17 protein-coding genes are annotated in these 18,047 nt (G+C 69.7%); 7 read left to right on the top strand and 10 right to left on the bottom strand.

What is annotated here, in order from left to right; translation table 11 throughout:
* The first annotated feature begins 13 nt into the window (after window positions 1-13).
* From DXK32_RS12245 to yjfF, 5 genes are all read left to right on the top strand, one after another.
* Window positions 14-1,597 (top strand): aldehyde dehydrogenase (NADP(+)), encoded by a 1,584-nt coding sequence (locus DXK32_RS12245; protein ID WP_114858752.1) that lies wholly within the window; start codon window positions 14-16, stop codon window positions 1,595-1,597.
* Between the two features lie 191 nt (window positions 1,598-1,788).
* Complete coding sequence (gene ytfQ / locus DXK32_RS12250; RefSeq protein WP_114858753.1) at window positions 1,789-2,754, top strand: galactofuranose ABC transporter, galactofuranose-binding protein YtfQ; 966 nt, start codon at window positions 1,789-1,791, stop codon at window positions 2,752-2,754.
* 38 nt (window positions 2,755-2,792) lie between these two features.
* Window positions 2,793-4,355 carry a galactofuranose ABC transporter, ATP-binding protein YtfR gene (ytfR, locus tag DXK32_RS12255; RefSeq protein ID WP_114858754.1) on the top strand — a complete coding sequence of 521 codons (1,563 nt, stop codon included), beginning with the start codon at window positions 2,793-2,795 and terminating at the stop codon, window positions 4,353-4,355.
* A complete protein-coding gene (locus DXK32_RS12260) occupies window positions 4,352-5,401 on the top strand; it encodes an ABC transporter permease (protein WP_114858755.1) in 1,050 nt (349 codons plus the stop codon). Before ytfR ends, DXK32_RS12260 begins: the two co-directional genes overlap by 4 nt.
* A gap of 4 nt (window positions 5,402-5,405) precedes the next feature.
* Window positions 5,406-6,383: a galactofuranose ABC transporter, permease protein YjfF gene (yjfF, locus tag DXK32_RS12265; protein ID WP_114858756.1), complete on the top strand. Its 978-nt coding sequence runs from the start codon at window positions 5,406-5,408 to the stop codon at window positions 6,381-6,383.
* Between the two features lie 6 nt (window positions 6,384-6,389).
* Here yjfF and pth read toward each other — a convergent pair whose 3' ends face one another.
* The 9 genes from pth to DXK32_RS12310 all read right to left on the bottom strand — a co-directional run bounded on the left by pth (window position 6,390) and on the right by DXK32_RS12310 (window position 15,363).
* Window positions 6,390-6,965: an aminoacyl-tRNA hydrolase gene (pth, locus tag DXK32_RS12270; protein WP_114858757.1), complete on the bottom strand. Its 576-nt coding sequence runs from the start codon at window positions 6,963-6,965 to the stop codon at window positions 6,390-6,392.
* Between the two features lie 89 nt (window positions 6,966-7,054).
* Window positions 7,055-7,666, bottom strand: coding sequence for a 50S ribosomal protein L25/general stress protein Ctc (locus DXK32_RS12275; RefSeq protein WP_114858758.1), 612 nt, complete (start codon window positions 7,664-7,666; stop codon window positions 7,055-7,057).
* 323 nt (window positions 7,667-7,989) lie between these two features.
* The gene (locus DXK32_RS12280) at window positions 7,990-8,925 is read right to left on the bottom strand and encodes a ribose-phosphate pyrophosphokinase (RefSeq protein ID WP_014199935.1); all 936 of its coding nucleotides are present in this window, start codon (window positions 8,923-8,925) and stop codon (window positions 7,990-7,992) included.
* A gap of 199 nt (window positions 8,926-9,124) precedes the next feature.
* Entirely contained in the window at window positions 9,125-9,604 is a 480-nt protein-coding gene (locus DXK32_RS12285) for a bacteriohemerythrin (protein WP_114858759.1), read from the bottom strand.
* A gap of 118 nt (window positions 9,605-9,722) precedes the next feature.
* Window positions 9,723-10,490: a peptidoglycan editing factor PgeF gene (gene pgeF, locus DXK32_RS12290; RefSeq protein ID WP_114858760.1), complete on the bottom strand. Its 768-nt coding sequence runs from the start codon at window positions 10,488-10,490 to the stop codon at window positions 9,723-9,725.
* Between the two features lie 46 nt (window positions 10,491-10,536).
* Window positions 10,537-11,667 carry a class I SAM-dependent methyltransferase gene (locus DXK32_RS12295; protein ID WP_114858761.1) on the bottom strand — a complete coding sequence of 377 codons (1,131 nt, stop codon included), beginning with the start codon at window positions 11,665-11,667 and terminating at the stop codon, window positions 10,537-10,539.
* A gap of 17 nt (window positions 11,668-11,684) precedes the next feature.
* Window positions 11,685-12,491, bottom strand: a complete 807-nt coding sequence (gene lgt / locus DXK32_RS12300) for a prolipoprotein diacylglyceryl transferase (protein ID WP_114858762.1) — start codon at window positions 12,489-12,491, stop codon at window positions 11,685-11,687.
* Between the two features lie 58 nt (window positions 12,492-12,549).
* Window positions 12,550-13,536 (bottom strand): ADP-glyceromanno-heptose 6-epimerase, encoded by a 987-nt coding sequence (gene rfaD / locus DXK32_RS12305; protein WP_114858763.1) that lies wholly within the window; start codon window positions 13,534-13,536, stop codon window positions 12,550-12,552.
* Window positions 13,537-13,659: 123 nt separating this feature from the next.
* Window positions 13,660-15,363, bottom strand: coding sequence for a long-chain-fatty-acid--CoA ligase (locus DXK32_RS12310; RefSeq protein ID WP_114858764.1), 1,704 nt, complete (start codon window positions 15,361-15,363; stop codon window positions 13,660-13,662).
* Between the two features lie 282 nt (window positions 15,364-15,645).
* On the opposite strand from DXK32_RS12310, the gene DXK32_RS33455 reads away from it, so the two are divergent.
* Both DXK32_RS33455 and DXK32_RS12320 read left to right on the top strand, forming a co-directional pair.
* Window positions 15,646-16,179 (top strand): cold-shock protein, encoded by a 534-nt coding sequence (locus DXK32_RS33455; protein WP_282184581.1) that lies wholly within the window; start codon window positions 15,646-15,648, stop codon window positions 16,177-16,179.
* A gap of 109 nt (window positions 16,180-16,288) precedes the next feature.
* Window positions 16,289-16,951 carry a chemotaxis protein gene (locus DXK32_RS12320; protein ID WP_114858766.1) on the top strand — a complete coding sequence of 221 codons (663 nt, stop codon included), beginning with the start codon at window positions 16,289-16,291 and terminating at the stop codon, window positions 16,949-16,951.
* Window positions 16,952-16,958: 7 nt separating this feature from the next.
* On the opposite strand, the gene DXK32_RS12325 is transcribed toward DXK32_RS12320, so the two are convergent.
* On the bottom strand, window positions 16,959-18,011 hold the full coding sequence (locus DXK32_RS12325; protein WP_114858767.1) for a serine hydrolase domain-containing protein: 1,053 nt from the start codon (window positions 18,009-18,011) through the stop codon (window positions 16,959-16,961).
* Window positions 18,012-18,047: the final 36 nt, after the last annotated feature.

Raw genomic sequence — 18,047 nt, forward strand, 5'->3', positions numbered from 1 at the left:
CAGGAGACCCCTGATGACGACCATCACCGGCGCGATGCTGATCGGCGCCGAGAGCCACCGCGGCTCCGAAGGCGCCTTCCGCGCCGTCGATCCCGCCACCGGCGCGGCGCTGGAGCCGGCCTTTGGCGGCGGCGGTGCGGCGGAGGTCGAGCGCGCCTGCGCGCTGGCCTGGGCCGCCTTCGACGCCTTCCGCGAAACCGGGCTGGAAGCGCGGGCCGCCTTCCTGGAAACCATCGCCGCGAACATCCTCGACCTCGGCGACGCGCTGATCGTCCGCGCCATGGCCGAGAGCGGCCTGCCGCGCCCGCGGCTGGAGGGGGAGCGCGGGCGCACCGTCGGCCAGCTCCGCCTGTTCGCCCAGACGGTGCGCGAGGGCGGCTGGCTGGAGGCCCGCATCGACCCGGCCCAGCCGGAGCGTACGCCGCTGCCGCGCCCCGACGTCCGGCAGCGCCACATCCCGCTCGGTCCGGTCGCGGTGTTCGGCGCGTCGAATTTCCCGCTGGCCTTCTCGGTCGCCGGGGGCGACACGGCGTCGGCGCTGGCCGCCGGCTGCCCGGTGGTGGTCAAGGGCCACTCCGCCCATCCCGGCACGTCGGAGCTGGTCGGCCGGGCCATCCAGGCGGCGGTGGCCTCCTGCGGGTTGCCCGAGGGCGTCTTCTCGCTGCTGTTCGGCGTCGGCAACCCCATCGGAGCGGCGCTGGTCACCGACCCGCGCATCAAGGCGGTGGGCTTCACCGGCTCGCGCGGCGGCGGCTTGGCTTTGATGGAAGCGGCGGCCCGGCGGCCCGAGCCGATCCCGGTCTATGCGGAGATGAGCAGCATCAACCCGGTCTTCCTGATGCCGGCGGCGTTGGCCGCGCGGGCCGAGGCGCTGGGCAAGGGCTTCGTGGCCTCGCTGACCATGGGCGCCGGGCAGTTCTGCACCAACCCCGGCATCCTGCTGGGCGTCGACGGGCCGGACCTCGACCGGTTCGTGGCCGTGGCGGTGGAGGCGCTGGGCGGCAGCGTCGCCTCGACCATGCTGACCCCGGGCATCCACGCCGCCTATGATTCGGGGGTGGCGCGGCTGTCCGGCAGCGCCGCCGTGGCGACGCTCGCCCGCGGGCTGGCCTGCAGTGGCCCCAACCAGGCGCAAGCCGCCCTGTTTGGCACGACGGCCGACGCCTTCCTCGCCGACCCGGCCTTGCAGGACGAGGTGTTCGGGGCGGCGTCCCTGCTGATCCGTTGCCCGGACGTCGCAGCGATGCGGACCGTCGCCGAGCGGCTGGAGGGCCAACTCACCGCGACCGTGCAGATGGACGCGGCGGACGGCGACGCCGTGGCCGCCCTGCTGCCAACTCTGGAGCGCAAGGCGGGCCGCATCCTGGCCAACGGCTGGCCGACCGGCGTCGAGGTCTGCCACGCCATGGTGCATGGCGGCCCCTTCCCGGCGACCTCCGACAGCCGGACCACCTCGGTCGGCACCTTGGCGATCCGGCGCTTCCTGCGCCCGGTCTGCTACCAGGACATTCCCGCCGCCCTGCTGCCGGAGGCGCTGCGCGACGGCAACCCGTTCGGCCTGTGGCGGCGGATCGACGGCGTGCCGAGACAAGAGTGAGGGAAGGGCGGACAAGGTGTTGCCCGCATCGGGCGATCATGCCGGTTTCGGTATCGCTTCGGTCGAGAATCGTATTGGACAGATATGGTTTTCGATGCCTAAAGTTGGCACAACGAACAGATGCGAGCGGGCGCAGGCGGGTCGCCGGGCTGCCCGGATCGATGACAAGACACCCAGGGGAGTGAAACGGTATGTCCAGGACATGGCTGATCTCCGCCGCTGCCGCCGCGGCCTTGTTGATCGGGCTCGGCGGTGCGCAGGCCGCCGACAAGAAGCTGGTGGTCGGCTTCTCGCAGATCGGCTCGGAATCGGGCTGGCGCGCCGCCGAGACCAAGACCGCCAAGACGGAGGCCGAGAAGCGCGGGATCGACCTGAAGATCTCCGACGCCCAGCAGAAGCAGGAGAACCAGATCAAGGCCGTGCGCTCCTTCGTCGCCCAGGGCGTGGACGCCATCTTCATCGCCCCCGTGGTGGCGACCGGCTGGGATTCGGTGCTGAAGGAGGCCAAGGAGGCGAAAATCCCCGTCGTCCTGCTCGACCGCCAGATCGAGACCCGGGACCCCGGCCTCTACATGACCGCCGTCACCTCCGACACGGTGCTCGAGGGCCGGGTCGCCGGCGAATGGCTGGCCAAGCAGACCGGCGGCACCTGCAACGTGGTCGAGCTCCAGGGCACCGTCGGCTCCTCCCCCGCCATCAACCGCAAGAAGGGCTTCGACGAGGTCGTCGCCAAGAACCCCGGCATGAAGATCGTCCGAACCCAGTCCGGCGACTTCACCCGCGCCAAGGGCAAGGAGGTGATGGAGAGCTTCATCAAGGCGGAGAACGGCGGCAAGGGCATCTGCGCGGTCTATGCCCACAACGACGACATGGCGGTCGGCGCCATCCAGGCGATCAAGGAGGCCGGGCTGAAGCCGGGCAAGGACATCCTGGTCGTGTCCATCGACGGCGTGCCCGACATCTTCAAGGCGATGGCCGAGGGCGAGGCCAACGCGACGGTGGAGCTGACGCCGAACATGGCCGGCCCGGCCTTCGACGCGCTGATCGCCTTCAAAAAGGACGGCAAGGCGCCGCCGAAGTGGATCCAGACGGAATCGGCGCTGTTCACCCCCGACACCGCCAAGGCCGAGTACGAACGCCGCAAGGACGCCTACTGACCCGGCCACCCCACGGCACCGCCGGCGAGGCCCCCCGCATGACGGACCCGACCCCCACCGCGTCGCCGCCGCTGCTGGCGGTGCGCGGCCTGTCCAAGGCCTTCCTGGGCGTCCAGGCGCTCGACGGCGTCGATTTCACCGTGCGCCACGGCGAGATCCACGCCCTCCTCGGCGAGAACGGCGCCGGCAAGTCGACGCTGATCAAGACGCTGACCGGAGTCTACCAGCGCGACGCCGGCACTGTGGCGCTGGAGGGGCGGCCCATCGCCCCGCGCGGCGTGGAGGAGGCGCAGCGCCTGCACATTGGCACCGTCTACCAGGAGGTGAACCTGCTGCCGAACCTGTCGGTGGCGGAGAACCTGTTCCTCGGCCGGCAGCCGATGCGTTTCGGGATGCGCTTCGGTCTGGTCGACCGCGGCGCCATGCGGCGGCGGGCGCGGGCGGTGCTGATCCCCTACGGCCTGTCCCTCGACGTGACGGCGCCGCTCGGCCGCTTCTCGGTGGCGACGCAGCAGATCGTCGCCATCGCCCGCGCGGTGGACATGTCGGCAAAGGTGCTGATCCTCGACGAGCCGACCGCCAGCCTCGACGCGCAGGAGGTGGCGGTCCTCTTCAAGGTGATGCGCACCCTGCGGTCGCGCGGCATCGGCATCGTCTTCGTCACCCATTTCCTCGATCAGGTCTACGCGCTGTGCGACCGCATCACCGTGCTGCGCAACGGCCGCCTGGTGGGGGAGCGGCGCACCGTCGAGCTGCCGCGCCTCGACCTCGTCGCCATGATGCTGGGGCGGGAGTTGGAAGCGGCGGCCCACCGCATCGCCCCGCCGGACGATGAGCGGGAGGAGGACGCCCGGCCGCCGCTGGTCCGCTTCCGCGGCTACGGCAAGGCGCGCAGCGTCGAGCCCTTCGACCTCGACATCCGCCCCGGCGAGGTGGTGGGGCTCGCCGGGCTGCTCGGCTCCGGACGGACGGAGACGGCGCGGCTGGTCTTCGGCATGGACCGCGCCGACCGGGGCGAGGCAATGGTGGACGGCCAAGCGGTGCGGCTGCGCGGGCCGCGCGACGCCATCCGCCTCGGCTTCGGCTTCTGCCCGGAGGACCGCAAGAAGGAGGGCATCGTCGGCGCGCTGTCGGTGCGCGAGAACATCATCCTGGCGCTCCAGGCGCGGCAGGGCTGGCTGCGGCCGATCCCTCGCCGCCGCCAGGAGGAGATCGCCGACCGCTTCATCCGGCTGCTCGACATCCGCACGCCCCACGCCGAGCAGCCGATCCAGCTCCTGTCCGGCGGCAACCAGCAGAAGGCGCTGCTCGCCCGCTGGCTGGCGACCGAGCCGCGCCTGCTGATCCTCGACGAGCCGACGCGCGGCATCGACGTCGGCGCCCACGCCGAGATCATCCGCCTGATCGAGCGGCTGTGCGCCGACGGCATGGCCCTGCTGGTGGTCTCGTCGGAGCTGGAGGAGATCGTCGCCTACAGCCGCCGCGTCGTCGTGCTGCGCGACCGCCGCCATGTGGCGGAGCTGAGGGGAGGGGAGGTCGCCGTGGACCGCATCGTCGCCGCCATCGCGTCGGAGTCCGTTCCCGTGGAGCCCCGCCCATGACGCGGTCGGCCCCCGGCCCGTCGCGCAACCTGCCGCAATACGGCGCGCTGGCCGCCGTGCTGCTGGCCAACTGGCTGCTCTTCCCCGACTTCTTCTCCATCCGCCTGCAGGACGGCCGGCTGTTCGGCAGCCTGATCGACGTGCTGAACCGCGGCGCTCCGGTGGCGCTGCTCGCCATCGGCATGACCATGGTCATCGCCACCCGCGGCGTCGACCTGTCGGTCGGCGCGGTGATGGCGATCTCCGGAGCGGTCGCCGCCACCCTGACCCAGGCGGGCTGGGGCTTGGCTCCGGTGCTGGCGGCGGCGCTGGGCGCCGGCCTGCTCTGCGGCCTGTGGAACGGGCTTCTGGTGGCCGTCCTGCGCATCCAGCCGATCGTCGCCACCCTGATCCTGATGGTCGCCGGCCGCGGCATCGCCCAGCTGGTCACCGAGGGGCAGATCGTCACCTTCACCAGTCCCGGCCTCGCCTTCATCGGCAGCGGGTCGTTCCTGACCGTGCCGATGCCGGTGGTCATCACCGCCGTCCTGCTGGGGGTGACCGCGCTGCTGGTCCGGACGACCGCGCTGGGGCTGATGATCGAGGCGGTCGGCGTGAACCGGCTGTCCAGCGCCGGGGCGGGCGTCAACACGCCGGTCGTGCTGGTCGCCGTCTATGTCTGGTGCGGCCTGTGCGCCGCCGTTGCCGGTCTGGTGGTCGCCGCCGACATCCGCGGCGCCGACGCCAACAACGCCGGCCTGTGGCTGGAGCTGGACGCCATCCTGGCGGTGGTGGTCGGCGGCACGTCCCTGCTCGGCGGCCGGTTCGGGCTGCTGCTGTCGGTGGTTGGGGCGCTGACCATCCAGGCCATGAACACCGGCATCCTGCTGAGCGGCTTCAAGCCGGAGTTCAACCTGATCGTCAAGGCGGGCGTCCTGATGGTCGTCCTGCTGCTGCAATCGCCGACCCTGACCCTGTTCCTGCCGCGTCCAGGCCCCCGGCCGGTCCGGCCGCCGACCCCGCCACGGGGCAAGCCCGAGAGCCCAAGCCCAAGCGCGGGAGCGTGACGCCATGATCCACCGCTTTCTTCCCCTGCTGGTCACCACCGCCGTCCTGGTGGTCGGCTTCCTGCTCTGCGCCGCGCAGTTCCCCAACTTCGCCTCGCTGCGGGTCGTCGGCAATCTGCTGACCGACAACGCCTTTCTCGGCATCACCGCGGTCGGCATGACCTTCGTGATCCTGTCGGGCGGCATCGATCTGTCGGTGGGGGCGGTGATCGGCTTCACCACCGTGCTGCTGGCCGTTCTGATCGAACAAGGCGGCTGGCACCCCTTGTCCGCCTTCGCCGTGGCGCTGGCGGTGGCCGGCGGCTTCGGCGCGGCGATGGGCGCCGTCATCCACGTCTTCCAGATGCCGCCCTTCATCGTCACGTTGGCCGGCATGTTCGTCGCCCGCGGCCTCGGCTTCGTGCTGAGCACCGATTCCATCCCGATCAACCACCCGCTTTACGCCGAGCTGGGCGATCTGGCGCTGCGCTTCGACGGCGGGGGCAAGCTGACGCTGCCGGCGCTGCTGATGCTGGGGGTAGTGGCGGCCGCGGTGGTCTGCGCCCATTGGACGCGCTTCGGCGCCAACCTCTACGCGCTGGGCGGCAACCGCCAGTCGGCGGAGCTGATGGGCGTGCCGGTGGGCCGCACCACGGTGGCGGTCTACGCCCTGTCGGGGCTGCTGGCCGGACTGGCGGGAATCGTCTTCTCGCTCTACACCGGGGCCGGCTATTCGCTGGCGGCGACGGGGGTGGAACTGGACACCATCACCGCGGTGGTGATCGGCGGCACCCAGCTGACCGGCGGCTACGGCTATGTGATCGGCACCTTCATCGGGGTGCTGATCCAGGGCCTGATCCAGACCTACATCACCTTCGACGGCAGTCTGAGCAGCTGGTGGACGAAGATCGCCATCGGCGTGCTGCTGTTCGTCTTCATCCTGCTGCAGAAGGGGCTGCTGGCGGTCTGGACCGGCCGCGGCGGCACCCCGGCGGAGGCGTAACCCTGCCTATTTGGCGGGAGCGGTCGCCAGGGTGACCTTGTTCATGAAGGTCTCCGCCTGCCCCTTCACGACCAGCGGGAAGGCGTCGGCGACGGCGTCGATCAGCGGGTCGAGCCAGCTCTGCTCGGCCTTGGCGAAGTCATGGAGGACATAGCCGCTGACCCGATCCTTGTCGCCGGGATGGCCGATGCCCAGGCGGATGCGCCAGTACTCCTTGCCGAGATGCGCGTCGATGGAGCGCAGGCCGTTGTGCCCGCCATGCCCGCCGCCCTTCTTCACCCGGATCTTGCCGGGCGGCAGGTCCAGCTCGTCATGGATGACGACGACGTCCTCGGGCTTCATCTTGAAGAACTGAACGGCGGCGGCGACCGATTGGCCCGACAGGTTCATGAAGGTCAGCGGCTCCAGGGCGATCACCTTCTCGCCGCCGATCGTGCCCTCGGCGGTCTGGCCCTGGAAGCGCTTGCGCCAGGGGCCGAAGCCGTGGCGGCGGGCGATCTCCTCCACCGCCATGAAGCCGATGTTGTGCCGGTTGCGCGCGTATTCGGCGCCAGGGTTGCCCAATCCCACCAGCAGCAGCATGGCGCAGTCTCCTCATCGCAAAACGGCATAAGCCGGAAACGAAACAGGGGGCCGAAGCCCCCTGTCGCAACCCCAAAGGCGGCTTCCGATCAGGAAGCGGCGGCCTCGGCGCCCTCGGCCTCTTCGGACTTCAGGCCCGACGGGGCGACGATCGTGGCGATCGTGAAGTCGCGGTCGGTGATGGTCGAGGCGACACCCTCCGGCAGCTTCACCGAAGAGATGTGGATCGAATCGCCGACGTCGTAGCCCTCGCAGGAGATCGTGATCTGCTCCGGGATGTTGCCGGCGGAGACGGTCACGTCCAACTCGTGGCGGACGATGTTCAGCACGCCGCCGCGCTTCAGGCCCGGCGACTTCTCCTGGTCGACGAACTCGACCGGAACCTGCACGGTGGTGCGGGTTTCGGTGGAGACGCGCAGGAAGTCGACGTGCAGCGGGACGTCGGTGACCGGATGGAACTGCACGTCGCGCGGCAGGACCCGGTGAGTGGCGCCATCGACCGTGATGTCGAACAGGTGCGTGAAGAAGCCCGCCTGGTTCAGAACACGGGTGAACGTGAACTTCTCCAGCGAAATCATGATGGGGGCCTGCTTGCCACCGTAGATCACGGCCGGGATACGGCCATCACGACGGGTCTGGCGGGCGGTCCCCTTGCCGGCCCGGTCGCGCGCTTCGGCGCTGAGCGGAACGATCTGCGTCATCGGAAGAACTCCTTGAACGGAAAAAAGCGCCAGCCTCCAGGGGTGCTGACGCGTGGGCGCGGTGATTAAGCCATGCGGGGCACGGCGTCAAGCGCGGAGTGGCCGGCTCATGGGTGGAGCCGTGGAATCGCGGGCAAGATCGACACGGATTTCACGGACTCACACACGGATGACACGGATCTTGTTGCTCCGTATGAAGGCGCGGAAGCCAAATTCCGTGAAATCCGTGTCGATCTTGTTTCCCGCCGCGCGGCTTTCCGGAAACGAAAAACGGAGCCGCCGAAGCCGCTCCGTTCATCGCCGTCCGAAGATCGGGTATGCCGTTACGAGAACAGGCTCGACACCGAACGCTCCTCGCTGATGCGGGTGATCGCGTCGGCGAGCAGCGGGGCGATGGTGAGCTGGCGGATGTTGCGCGACACGCGCACGGCCTCGGTCGCCTGGATGCTGTCGGTGGTGACCAGCTGCTCCAGCGGCGACACGGCCACGCGGGCCACCGCACCGCCGGACAGGACGCCGTGGGTGCAATAGGCGTGGACCGACTTCGCGCCGGCGTCCATCAGGGCGACCGCGGCGTTGCACAGCGTGCCGCCCGAATCCACGATGTCGTCGAGCAGGATGCAGCGGCGGTTCTTGACGTCGCCGATGATGTTCATCACCTCCGACACGCCGGCGCGCTCACGCCGCTTGTCGATGATGGCGAGATCGGCGTCCAGCCGCTTGGCCAGCGAGCGGGCGCGCACCACGCCGCCGACGTCGGGCGACACCATCGTCACCTCGCCGATGTCCTCGAAGGTCGCGCGGATGTCCTTCTCGAACACCGGGGCGGCCATCAGGTTGTCGGTCGGGATGTCGAAGAAGCCCTGGATCTGGCCCGCGTGCAGGTCCATGGTCAGCACGCGGTTGGCGCCGGCCTGGGTGATCAGGTTGGCGACCAGCTTGGCCGAGATCGGCGTGCGCGGACCGGTCTTGCGATCCTGGCGCGCATAGCCGTAGTAGGGGAGGACCGCCGTGATGCGCCGGGCCGACCCGCGACGCAGGGCGTCGATGGTGACCAGCAGCTCCATCAGGTTGTCGTTGGCCGGGAACGACGTCGACTGGACCACGAACACGTCTTCGCCGCGCACGTTCTCCAGGATTTCGACGAACACCTCCATGTCCGAAAAACGGCGGATGCTCGCTTTGGTCAGCGGCACGCCGAGACAGGTGGAGATGGCCTCGGCCAGCGGACGGTTGCTGTTGCCGGCAAGCACCTTCATCGCAGTCGGCTCTCTCTGCAGGGAATAGGTTTCGGTGCGCCCGTCAGTCCCTTGCCGACGCCGCCCCTTGAAAACGCGGCGGACCATAACAAAGGGCCGCACCCATGTAAACGTTCCATGACGGGCGGTTCAAGACGCCGCAGCCAGCCGGCTCTGCGATTCCCGCATGGCGCAAGCGTGGCGGTAAGACGCTCGTGCATCACCGCACCGCGAACTTCGCGAGGTGCGTCTTCATGGGCAGGTCGGCCTTCACGAAATGGTCGAAGAACCAGAACTGCAGCAGCTCGTTCGCCTTCCCCTTCACGTAGCTGTACTCGAAGGCGGACTCCTCGGCGTCCACCTGCCCGATGATGTCGTCCAGGAGGTCGGCGAGCCGTCGATGCTGCGCCCTGTGCTCCTCCAGATGCGGGTAGCGCATCGAGGCCTGGACCCGCTCCTCGCGCAGGAAATGGCGGACCGAGACGCGGCGCAGCTCGTTCAGCAGGGCCAGCGCCGTCCTGCGGCCGGATTCCTCGCCCGGCAGGGCGACAAAGCGGCGGATCAGCTCGTGCTGCATCCGATGGTCGGCGTCCAGCCCGCCGTTGTCGAGCACCATCCGCGCGCTGCGCCAATCGCCCCGCCTGTCGCCGTTCCGTCCCTCGCCCCCCAGCGTCGCCTCCCGGTGCGCGTCCATCGTCATGCCGGCATCCCCCTCCGGAATGTCCCAACCCGTGAGAATTGATCTTACCCGAAATGGGTCGTATCGCAATCAGTCAGAGGTAAGAACAATTTTAGGACGAAGGATTTTCCGCTCACGGTCAGCCCTGAAGGACGATGGCCGACAGGCCGCGCCCATAGTCCTTTTCGCCGCGCAGGCAGGACCGGCGGTAGCTGAAGAAGCGGTCCTCCTCGACCACCGTGTCGTTGGGGCAGCGCTGGATGATCTCCACCCCGGTGTCGCCCAGGCGGCGGGTGATGTAGCCGGCCAGATCGAACAGGAAATGGTCCGGACGGCGGGCCGGGGCGAAATAGTCGCGGTTGCGCGGGTCCTCCGCCAGGAAGGGGGCGGGGAATTCCGGCCCGACCTCGTAGGAGCGCTGGGCGATGCAGGGGCCGATGGCGGCGACGATGCGGTTGCGCTTGGCGCCCAGCTCCTCCATGCGCGCGATGGTCCCCTCCAGCACGCCGCCCTTGGCGCCCTTCCAGCCGGCGTGGGCGGCGCCGATGACGCGGGCCTTCTCGTCGGCGAACAGAACCGGGGCGCAGTCGGCGGTGAGGATGCCCAGCGCGATCCCCGGACGGTCGGTCGCCATGGCGTCGGCGTGGGGCGCCTGATCGGGCGTCCAGGGCTCGGTCACGGCGACACAGGTCGGGCTGTGCACCTGATAGCAGGTGACGAGCCGTTCCGGCGGAACGTCCATGCGGACGGCGGCGCGCGCGCGGTTCTCCGCCACGGCGGCGGGCGCGTCCCCGGACCCGAAGCCGACGTTCAGCGAGGCGTACAGCCCCGTCGACACGCCGCCGGTGCGGGTGAAGAAGGCGTGTCGGATGTGGGTGATGTCGTTCAGCGCGCCAAGCGTAATCACGAACCCGTCCCTTTGCTGTCGCGGTCTCTTGTTCGGATGCCAGTGTTCAGGATGCCAGATCCGGGCCTTCGAAGCCCGCCGGAGGCCCCAGGCCGGGGGAGGCGAGGGCCAGAACCTTGAAGAGGGTGCCCATTTGGTCGGGCGCGATCAAGCGGGCCAGCGCGGAGTCGATGTCCGCGGCCTGCTTCGCCGTGGCGCTGCGCTTCAGCGCGGCGGCGCGCGGCTGGATGCCCAGCCGGGCCAGCCAGTCGCCCTGGTCCACCGGACCGAAGCTCTCCGCCCCGCCCTCGCGCGCGGCGGCGGCGATGGCGGCGAAGTCCACATGGGCGGTCAGGTCGGCCTCGCCCGGCGCGTCCAGCACCGGGGCGTAGGCGTGGCGGCGCAGCGCCTGGAGCGTGTCGCCGACCGCCGGCCCGCCGCGGTAGCCGTAGTCGATCACCAGGGCCGCGCCGGGGTGGATCGCCAGACGCTCCCCGATCAGCCGGGCCACCGCCTGGGAGGCCGGGGAAACCTCGACCACGCTGCCCTCCGGGGCGTCGCGCAGGGCCGGCGGGATCAGCCGGGCGCCGGCGCTGCCGAAGGCCTCCAGGACGAAGCGGAAGCGGGGCGTGTCCGTGGATTCCGTGCTGTCGATGTCGATCAGCCGCTCGAACCAGCCGTGGCTGGTCTTCTGGACCTGACGGATGGGCAGGGCGTCGAAGAATTCGTTGGCGAGGATCAGGGTCGGGCCTTCGGGCACGTCCTCCAGCCGGTCGTGCCACGTGACCGCGACACCGGCCAAGGTGTCCTTCTGGCGGGCGCGCAGCGTCGGGCTGGTCTCGACGAGATGGACACGGGCGGCCTCGCGGAAGGCGGGAACCAGCGCGGCGGCGCGCAGTGCGTCCTGCATCAGCGTGCCGCGGCCCGGCCCCAGCTCCACCAGATGGACGGGGGCGGGGCCGCCCAGCCGCGCCCAGGTGTCGACGCACCACAGCCCGGCCAGCTCGCCGAACATCTGGCTGATTTCCGGGGCGGTGGTGAAGTCGCCGGACACGCCGAAAGGGTCCTGGCGCATGTAGTAGCCGAAGCGCGGATGCCCCAGCGCCTCCGCCATGAAGGCGGCGACCGACAGCGGCCCGTCCAGCAGGATGCGGCGGGCGAGGTGGTGGGCGAGGCTGTCCGAGGCGGCGTCACTCATGGCGGGACCTTCCGGCGTCAGACGGCGGCGGGGTGGCGGCGGGCCTGGGCGACCAGCCACACACCGAACAGAACCATCGGCACCGACAGAAGTTGTCCCATCGTCGCCCCGGCATAGAGGAATCCGAGCTGCGCGTCCGGCTCGCGGAAGAACTCCGCGATGATTCGCGACAGGCCGTAGCCGATGAAGAAGATGCCTGCCGTCATGCCGGCGCGCCCGCGCACGGCGGGCATCCGGACCAGGATGGCCAGCAGGACGAACAGCACCGCCCCCTCCAGGAAGGCTTCATAGAGCTGGCTGGGGTGCCGCGGCACCTGCAGCGGGTCGCGCGGGAACACCACCGCCCAGGAGACGTCGGGCGCCGGTCGGCCATACAGCTCCCCGTTGATGAAGTTGGCGATGCGGCCGAAGAACAGGCCGATGGGGGCCGCCGCGGCGATCAGGTCGCCGAAGGCGAGCGGCGACAGGCCGCGCTTCCAGCAGAACAGCAGGATCGCGCCGAGAACGCCGATCAGCCCGCCGTGGAAGGACATGCCGCCGTGCCAGACCATCAGCGCGTCGAGCGGATTCTGGAGGTAGAAGGGCAGGTTGTAGAACAGCACGTAGCCGATCCGCCCGCCCAGGATGACGCCGACCACGGCCCAGGTCAGGAAGTCGTCGTAATCCTCCGCCGAGGGGCGGCCCGGCGTGCGGCGGGCCAGCGCCAGGCAGTAGCGCCAGCCGAGCACGAAGCCCGCCAGATAGGCCAGCGCGTACCAGCGGATGACGATCGGCCCGAGTTCGAACGCCACGGGGTCGATGGCGGGGAAGGCGATGGCGAGCATGCGCGGCGGGTGCCTTATGTTGTTTCGGCGTTTCCCCGGTCGGGGAGAGGCGGAACCGTCAGCGGTAGGGGTCGGGCTGCGACAGGAAATCCTGGACGTAGCGGCGCACGCCCTCCTCCAACTCGGTGAAGGGCTGGTCGAAGCCGGCGGCGCGCAGGCGTTCGGTGCGCGCCTCGGTGAAATACTGGTACTTGCCCTGAAGCTCGGCCGGCATGGCGATATACTCGACGCGCGGCTCCAGCCCCAGAGCGGCGAAGGTGGCGAGCGCCAGATCCCGGAAGCTGCGGGCCTTGCCGGTGCCGACGTTGAACAGCCCGCTGACCTGCGGGTTGTCGTAGAGCCAGAGCATCACCGCCACGCAATCGTCCACATGGATGAAGTCGCGGAGCTGCCCGCCGTCCTCGAACTCCGGGCGGTGCGACTTGAACAGCCGGGCCGGTTCCCCGGCCTTGAGCTGGGGGTGCAGCTTGGCGACGACGCTCATCATGTCGTCCTTGTGCCGCTCGTTGGGGCCGTAGACGTTGAAGAACTTCAGGCCCGCCCACTGCGGCGGCACGATGTCGCCTTCGCTCACCACGCGGGCGACGCGGCGGTCGATCAGGTGCTTGGACCAGCCGTAGGCGTTGAGCGGGCGCAGGGCCGCCAGCGCCTCCGGCGACCCGTCGTCGTCGAATCCGGCGGAGCCGTCGCCGTAGGTCGCGGCGGAGGAGGCGTAGATCAGCCGCGCGCCCCGCCACGAGGACCAGCGCCAGAGGTCCAGCGTCAGCGCCACGTTGTTGGCGACGATCCGGTCCACGTCGCGCTCGGTCGTCGCCGAGATGGCGCCAAGGTGGAAGATCACGTCGATCTCCGCGGCGTGCTGGTCGAGGAAGGCCAGCGCGTTCTCCGGAGCGACGAGGGTGGCGAGCTCCCGCTTGGCGAGATTCTGCCACTTCTCCCCGTCGCCGAAGCGGTCGATCACCGCGACGTTGGTGATCCCGCGCGCGGCCAGGGCCGCCACGAGGTTCGAGCCGATGAAACCGGCCCCACCGGTGACCACGATCATGCGCTTTTCCTTGCCGCCGGACCGAAAGAAAGGACGAGCGTCCTTATAGGGTCCGGGGGGCGGGGCCGCAAGGTGGGGTGGGGCGTATGGCCACCCTGCGGTTCCGGAAGGGCACGCGGTGCCTTACGAGCCCTTCCGCCGCTCCGCCTCCTCGTCGAGCAGGGCCTTGCGCGACAGCTTGCCGATCATCGTCTTGGGCAGCTCGCCGCGGAACTCGACCGCCTTGGGCATCTCGATGGGGGAGAGCTTGTCCTTGAGAAAGTCGATCAGCTCCTCCCGCGTCAGGGTCTTGCCGTCGTCGACGCGGATGTAGGCCTTCACCGTCTGGCCGCGGTACTCGTCGGGCAGGCCGGCGACCACGCATTCCGCGACGGCGGGGTGCAGATAAATCGCCTCCTCGACATTGCGCGGGTAGACGTTGAAGCCGCTGCACAGGATCATGTCCTTGATGCGGTCGACGATGTGGGTGTAGCCGTCCTCGTCCATGTAGCCGACGTCGCCGGTGTGCAAACGCCCGTCCACCAGCGTCAGCGCCGTTTCCGACGGCTTGTTCCAATAGCCCTTCATCACCTGCGGGCCGCGGATGCACACCTCGCCCTTCTCGCCGACGGGCAGGACTCGGCGCGGCTCCTCCAGGCTGACGATCTCGATCAGCGTGCCGGGCAGGGGCAGGCCGATGGAGCCGGCCTTGTTTGGCCCGGTTATCGGATTCGCCGTGGCGACGGGGGAGGATTCGGACAGGCCGTAGCCTTCCACCAGGACGCAGCCGGTGTTCCGCTCGAACGCCTCCTTGACCTCCACCGGCAGGGGGGCGCCGCCCGACAGGCAGTAGCGGATCGAGGAGAGGTCGTATTTCTCCAGATGCTTGTGGTGGTTGATCGCGGTGTAGATGGTCGGCACCGCCGGGAACAGCGTCGGCTTCCTGGTGTGGATGGTCTCCATCACCTGATCCAGCTCGAAGCGGGGCAGCATGACGATCTCCGCCCCGATGCGGATGCTGAAGTTCATCACCACGGTCATGGCGAAGACGTGGAAGAAGGGCAGCACGCCCAGCATCCGCTCCTCTCCCTGCCGCGCGCCGACGAACCACAGGCTGCACTGTTCGGCGTTGGCGAACAGGTTGGCGTGGGTCAGCATGGCGCCCTTGGGCACGCCGGTGGTGCCGCCGGTGTATTGCAGCACCGCCACATCCGCCGACGGGTCGATGGCGACCGGCTTCGGGGCGCCGTCGTTGGCGACGAGCCGGCGGAACGACAGGTGGCGGTCGTCCGCGGGGATGCGCGCGATCTCCGCCCGCTTGACGATGGGGAACAGCCAGTTCTTGGGGAAGGGCAGGATGTCGGCCATCGGGCAGACCACCAGCCGCTTCAGCCCCGATTCGGCCAGCATCCGCGCCATCTTGCCGTAGAGCACCTTGAGGTCGAGCGTGACCATCAGCTCGACGCCGCTGTCGGTGATCTGGTGGTGCAGTTCCCGCTCGGCGTAGAGGGGGTTGAAGTTCACCACCGTCCCGCCGGCCTTCAGGATGGCGAAGTAGCAGATCACGTAATAGGGCGTGTTGGGCAGGAACAGCCCGACGCGCACGCCCTTGCCGACACCGATCGCCTGGAAGCCGCGGGCGGCGCGGTCCACCATCCGCGCCACCTCCGCGTAGGTCGAGCGCTTGCCCATGAAGTCCAGGAAGGGGCGCTCGGCGAAACGGGCCGCCGCGTCCTCCAGCAGCGCGGTCAGCGGTTTCACCGGAATCGGCGCGTTCCAGTTCACGTCGGGCGGGTAGCCCAGGGTCCAGCTCTGGTCCGGCAATGTGCGGGCCGCATCCCCCATCATCGTTTCCCCTCCCATGGTCTGTTCTTGTTCGGCCCCGCTGCCCGTTCGGGCTTGGTTGCGGGCCTTTGCTTCATTGTAGCCTTTTTCGTAACCCGTCATTTGGAGAAATGGGCCCTGCGACGGTGCCGCCGCCAGAGGCAAAGGGCGGGTGTGAAGAAAAAATTACGCTGGAACCCCTATTTTCTGTGTGGCTAAAATCATGCTTGGCGGACGATCCGGCGCGGCCGGGCGGCGCCGAACCCGTTCACCGCGCTTGGCGCCTCGACCGAAAGGTTCGGATTCGTGTCTACAGCCGATTCGCATTCCAGCGGCGTTCTGGACGCTCCATCCTCTGGCGAGGGCGTTCCGGTTCGCGTCCTGGTGAAATGGTTCGATCCGGGCAAGGGGTTCGGCTTCGCGGCGCCGCAGGACGGGACGACCGACGCCTTCCTGCACATCTCCGTCCTGAACCGGGCCGGGCTGCATGAGGTCGGCGAGGGGGCGGAGCTTCTGTGCCGGGTGGTTCCGGGGGGCAAGGGGCCGCAGGTCGCCGACATCCTGGAGGTGCTGAGCACCGGCACGCCCGCCGAGAGCCGCGCCCCGCGCCGCGACCCGGCGTCCGGCCCCGAGGAGGAGCTGACGGGCACCGTGAAGTGGTTCAAGCCGGAGCAGGGCTTCGGATTCGTCACGGCGGACGACGGGGCCAAGGATGTCTTCGTTCACAAGAGCGTCCTGCGCCGCTGCAACCTGAGCGGACTGGACTCCGGGCAGCGGGTGCTGCTGCGGGTGCGCGCCGCGCCGAAGGGGCGGGAGGCGTCCTGGATCGTGCCGCTGTGACGCGCTCTCGGACGTTGAAATGACGGCGGGGCGTACGGACTTGTTGTATTTTCTTTAATTACCATCGACTAGCATCGTCGGCGCCTTTGTCCCTTGCAGGCTGACGGTGATGCCGCTGTCCGGACCGTTTCACTTCCAATCCTCCGCCGCCATCGACCGCCACGGCGCGGACAGCGACGGGCCGCGCGCGGACGGCAGCTATCTGGACCGCGAGTTCGGGGCCTATGTGGTGCCGGTCGTGCTGGGCCATCACCGGATCTCCGGCCGCGACGACGACATGCTGGTGACCACGCTCGGCTCCTGCGTCGCCGCCTGCATCAACGATCCGGTCGCCCGGGTCGGCGGCATGAACCATTTCCTGCTGCCCGGCTCCCCGTCCGGCGGCGAGGGGTATGGGGTGGCGACCCGCTATGGCAGCGTGGCGATGGAATGGCTGATCAACGACCTGCTGGAGCGCGGCGCCCGGCGCGAGCGGATGGAGGTCAAGCTGTTCGGGGCGGCCCGCGTCATCGACACCAGCCTGGACGTCGGCGCTGCCAACGCCGCCTTTGCGGTGGATTATGTGCGGCGGGAGGGGCTGGCGCTGGCCGTTCAGGATCTGGGCGGGGACAAGGGGCGGCGCGTCCATTTCTTCCCGGCCACCGGGCGGGCCTTCCGCCGCCTGCTGCGCCCCGAGGCGGAGCGGGAGACGGTGCATCAGGAGATGGACTATCTCCAGGCCCTGCGGCGCACCTCGGTGGAGGGTGAGGTGGAGCTGTTCGACCGGGGCTGACGGGGAATCACTCCCGCAGGATCTCCGCGGCCTCCACGGTCATCCACTCCGCCTGGTCGTTGTCCTCGCCATCGGTGAAGAGGGCCACGGTCACCGGCTCCTCGCCCGGCTTGCGGGCGGGAAAGTGATAGGCGCAGGCCGACCCGCCCGGCCCGCCGCCGGTGTGCCCCCAATAGGGGCCGGCCTGCGCGTCGCGCTCCACCATCAGGCCGAGTCCGTAACCCGGCTCCACCCAGGGGCGCCCGCGCATGGTTCCCGGCACCGGGAAGGACTCCTGCATGCGCGCCGCCGCGGCGCCGGGGAGCAGGCCGTCCGCGAACAGCGCGTGGAGAAGATCGGCGATGTCCGCCGCCGTCGCGGCCACCACGCCATGGGCCACCCAGCCGGGATGGTAGCGGGCCGCCACGTCGGCGGGCTGGCCGTCCTTGCCGCCGAGATAGGGGCTGGGACCGGTCCACAGGCCGGACAGGTCGCCGCGCGCCGTCGGCACCGACCAGCCGGTCAGGGCCAGCGGGCCGAACAGCTCGCGCTCCAAAGCTTGGGGGAAGGGCAGGCCGGACACCCGCTCCAGCACCCGCTTCGCCAGCAGATAGCCGATGTTGGAATAGGAGAATTCCCGGCCCGGCGGGGCGAACAGGTCGCTGGCGCGGCAGCGTTCCAGGAAGCCGTCCTCGCTCCACGGCTCCTCTCCCGCCCGCACGGCGGCGTGGTAGGCGGGGCTGCCGCCGTAATTGCGCAGGCCGGCGCGGTGGGCGAGGAGCTGGGCCAAGGTGATCCGGCCGGCCGCCGCGAAGTCCGGCAGCCAGCGGTCCAGCGGAGCGTCGGGGTCGATCAGGCCCCGCTCGCACAGCCGCAGCAGCGCGGCGGCGGTCAGGGTCTTGGTGATGCTGTAGATCAGGAAGCGGGCCGTGGCCGGCGGAGGCGCCGCGCCGCTGCGGGCGAGGCCGGTGGCCCAGGAGCGCGGACCCGAACGGACCGCCACCACGGCGGCTTGGGCCGCGGCGGGGCCATCGCCTTCGTCGAGAAGCCGGGTCAATCGATCGGCGGTGTAACGATCCATGCCTCGCGGGTCCTCCGGTGAGGAATTCCCGGATAG

The organism is Azospirillum brasilense (genome assembly GCF_003349955.1).
In the GTDB taxonomy this organism is placed as follows: domain Bacteria; phylum Pseudomonadota; class Alphaproteobacteria; order Azospirillales; family Azospirillaceae; genus Azospirillum; species Azospirillum brasilense_B.

Bases quoted from the DNA above. Each gene is read 5' to 3' on its own strand.
- DXK32_RS12325 (WP_114858767.1), bottom strand. From the start codon at position 18,011: ATGGATCGTTACACCGCCGATCGATTGACCCGGCTTCTCGACGAAGGC.
- DXK32_RS12280 (WP_014199935.1), bottom strand. From the start codon at position 8,925: ATGAAGGTGCTTGCCGGCAACAGCAACCGTCCGCTGGCCGAGGCCATC.
- DXK32_RS12275 (WP_114858758.1), bottom strand. From the start codon at position 7,666: ATGACGCAGATCGTTCCGCTCAGCGCCGAAGCGCGCGACCGGGCCGGC.
- DXK32_RS12295 (WP_114858761.1), bottom strand. From the start codon at position 11,667: ATGAGTGACGCCGCCTCGGACAGCCTCGCCCACCACCTCGCCCGCCGC.
- ytfR (WP_114858754.1), top strand. From the start codon at position 2,793: ATGACGGACCCGACCCCCACCGCGTCGCCGCCGCTGCTGGCGGTGCGC.
- DXK32_RS12260 (WP_114858755.1), top strand. From the start codon at position 4,352: ATGACGCGGTCGGCCCCCGGCCCGTCGCGCAACCTGCCGCAATACGGC.
- DXK32_RS12245 (WP_114858752.1), top strand. From the start codon at position 14: ATGACGACCATCACCGGCGCGATGCTGATCGGCGCCGAGAGCCACCGC.
- rfaD (WP_114858763.1), bottom strand. From the start codon at position 13,536: ATGATCGTGGTCACCGGTGGGGCCGGTTTCATCGGCTCGAACCTCGTG.
- DXK32_RS12320 (WP_114858766.1), top strand. From the start codon at position 16,289: ATGCCGCTGTCCGGACCGTTTCACTTCCAATCCTCCGCCGCCATCGAC.
- DXK32_RS12285 (WP_114858759.1), bottom strand. From the start codon at position 9,604: ATGACGATGGACGCGCACCGGGAGGCGACGCTGGGGGGCGAGGGACGG.
- lgt (WP_114858762.1), bottom strand. From the start codon at position 12,491: ATGCTCGCCATCGCCTTCCCCGCCATCGACCCCGTGGCGTTCGAACTC.
- DXK32_RS12310 (WP_114858764.1), bottom strand. From the start codon at position 15,363: ATGATGGGGGATGCGGCCCGCACATTGCCGGACCAGAGCTGGACCCTG.
- ytfQ (WP_114858753.1), top strand. From the start codon at position 1,789: ATGTCCAGGACATGGCTGATCTCCGCCGCTGCCGCCGCGGCCTTGTTG.
- yjfF (WP_114858756.1), top strand. From the start codon at position 5,406: ATGATCCACCGCTTTCTTCCCCTGCTGGTCACCACCGCCGTCCTGGTG.
- pth (WP_114858757.1), bottom strand. From the start codon at position 6,965: ATGCTGCTGCTGGTGGGATTGGGCAACCCTGGCGCCGAATACGCGCGC.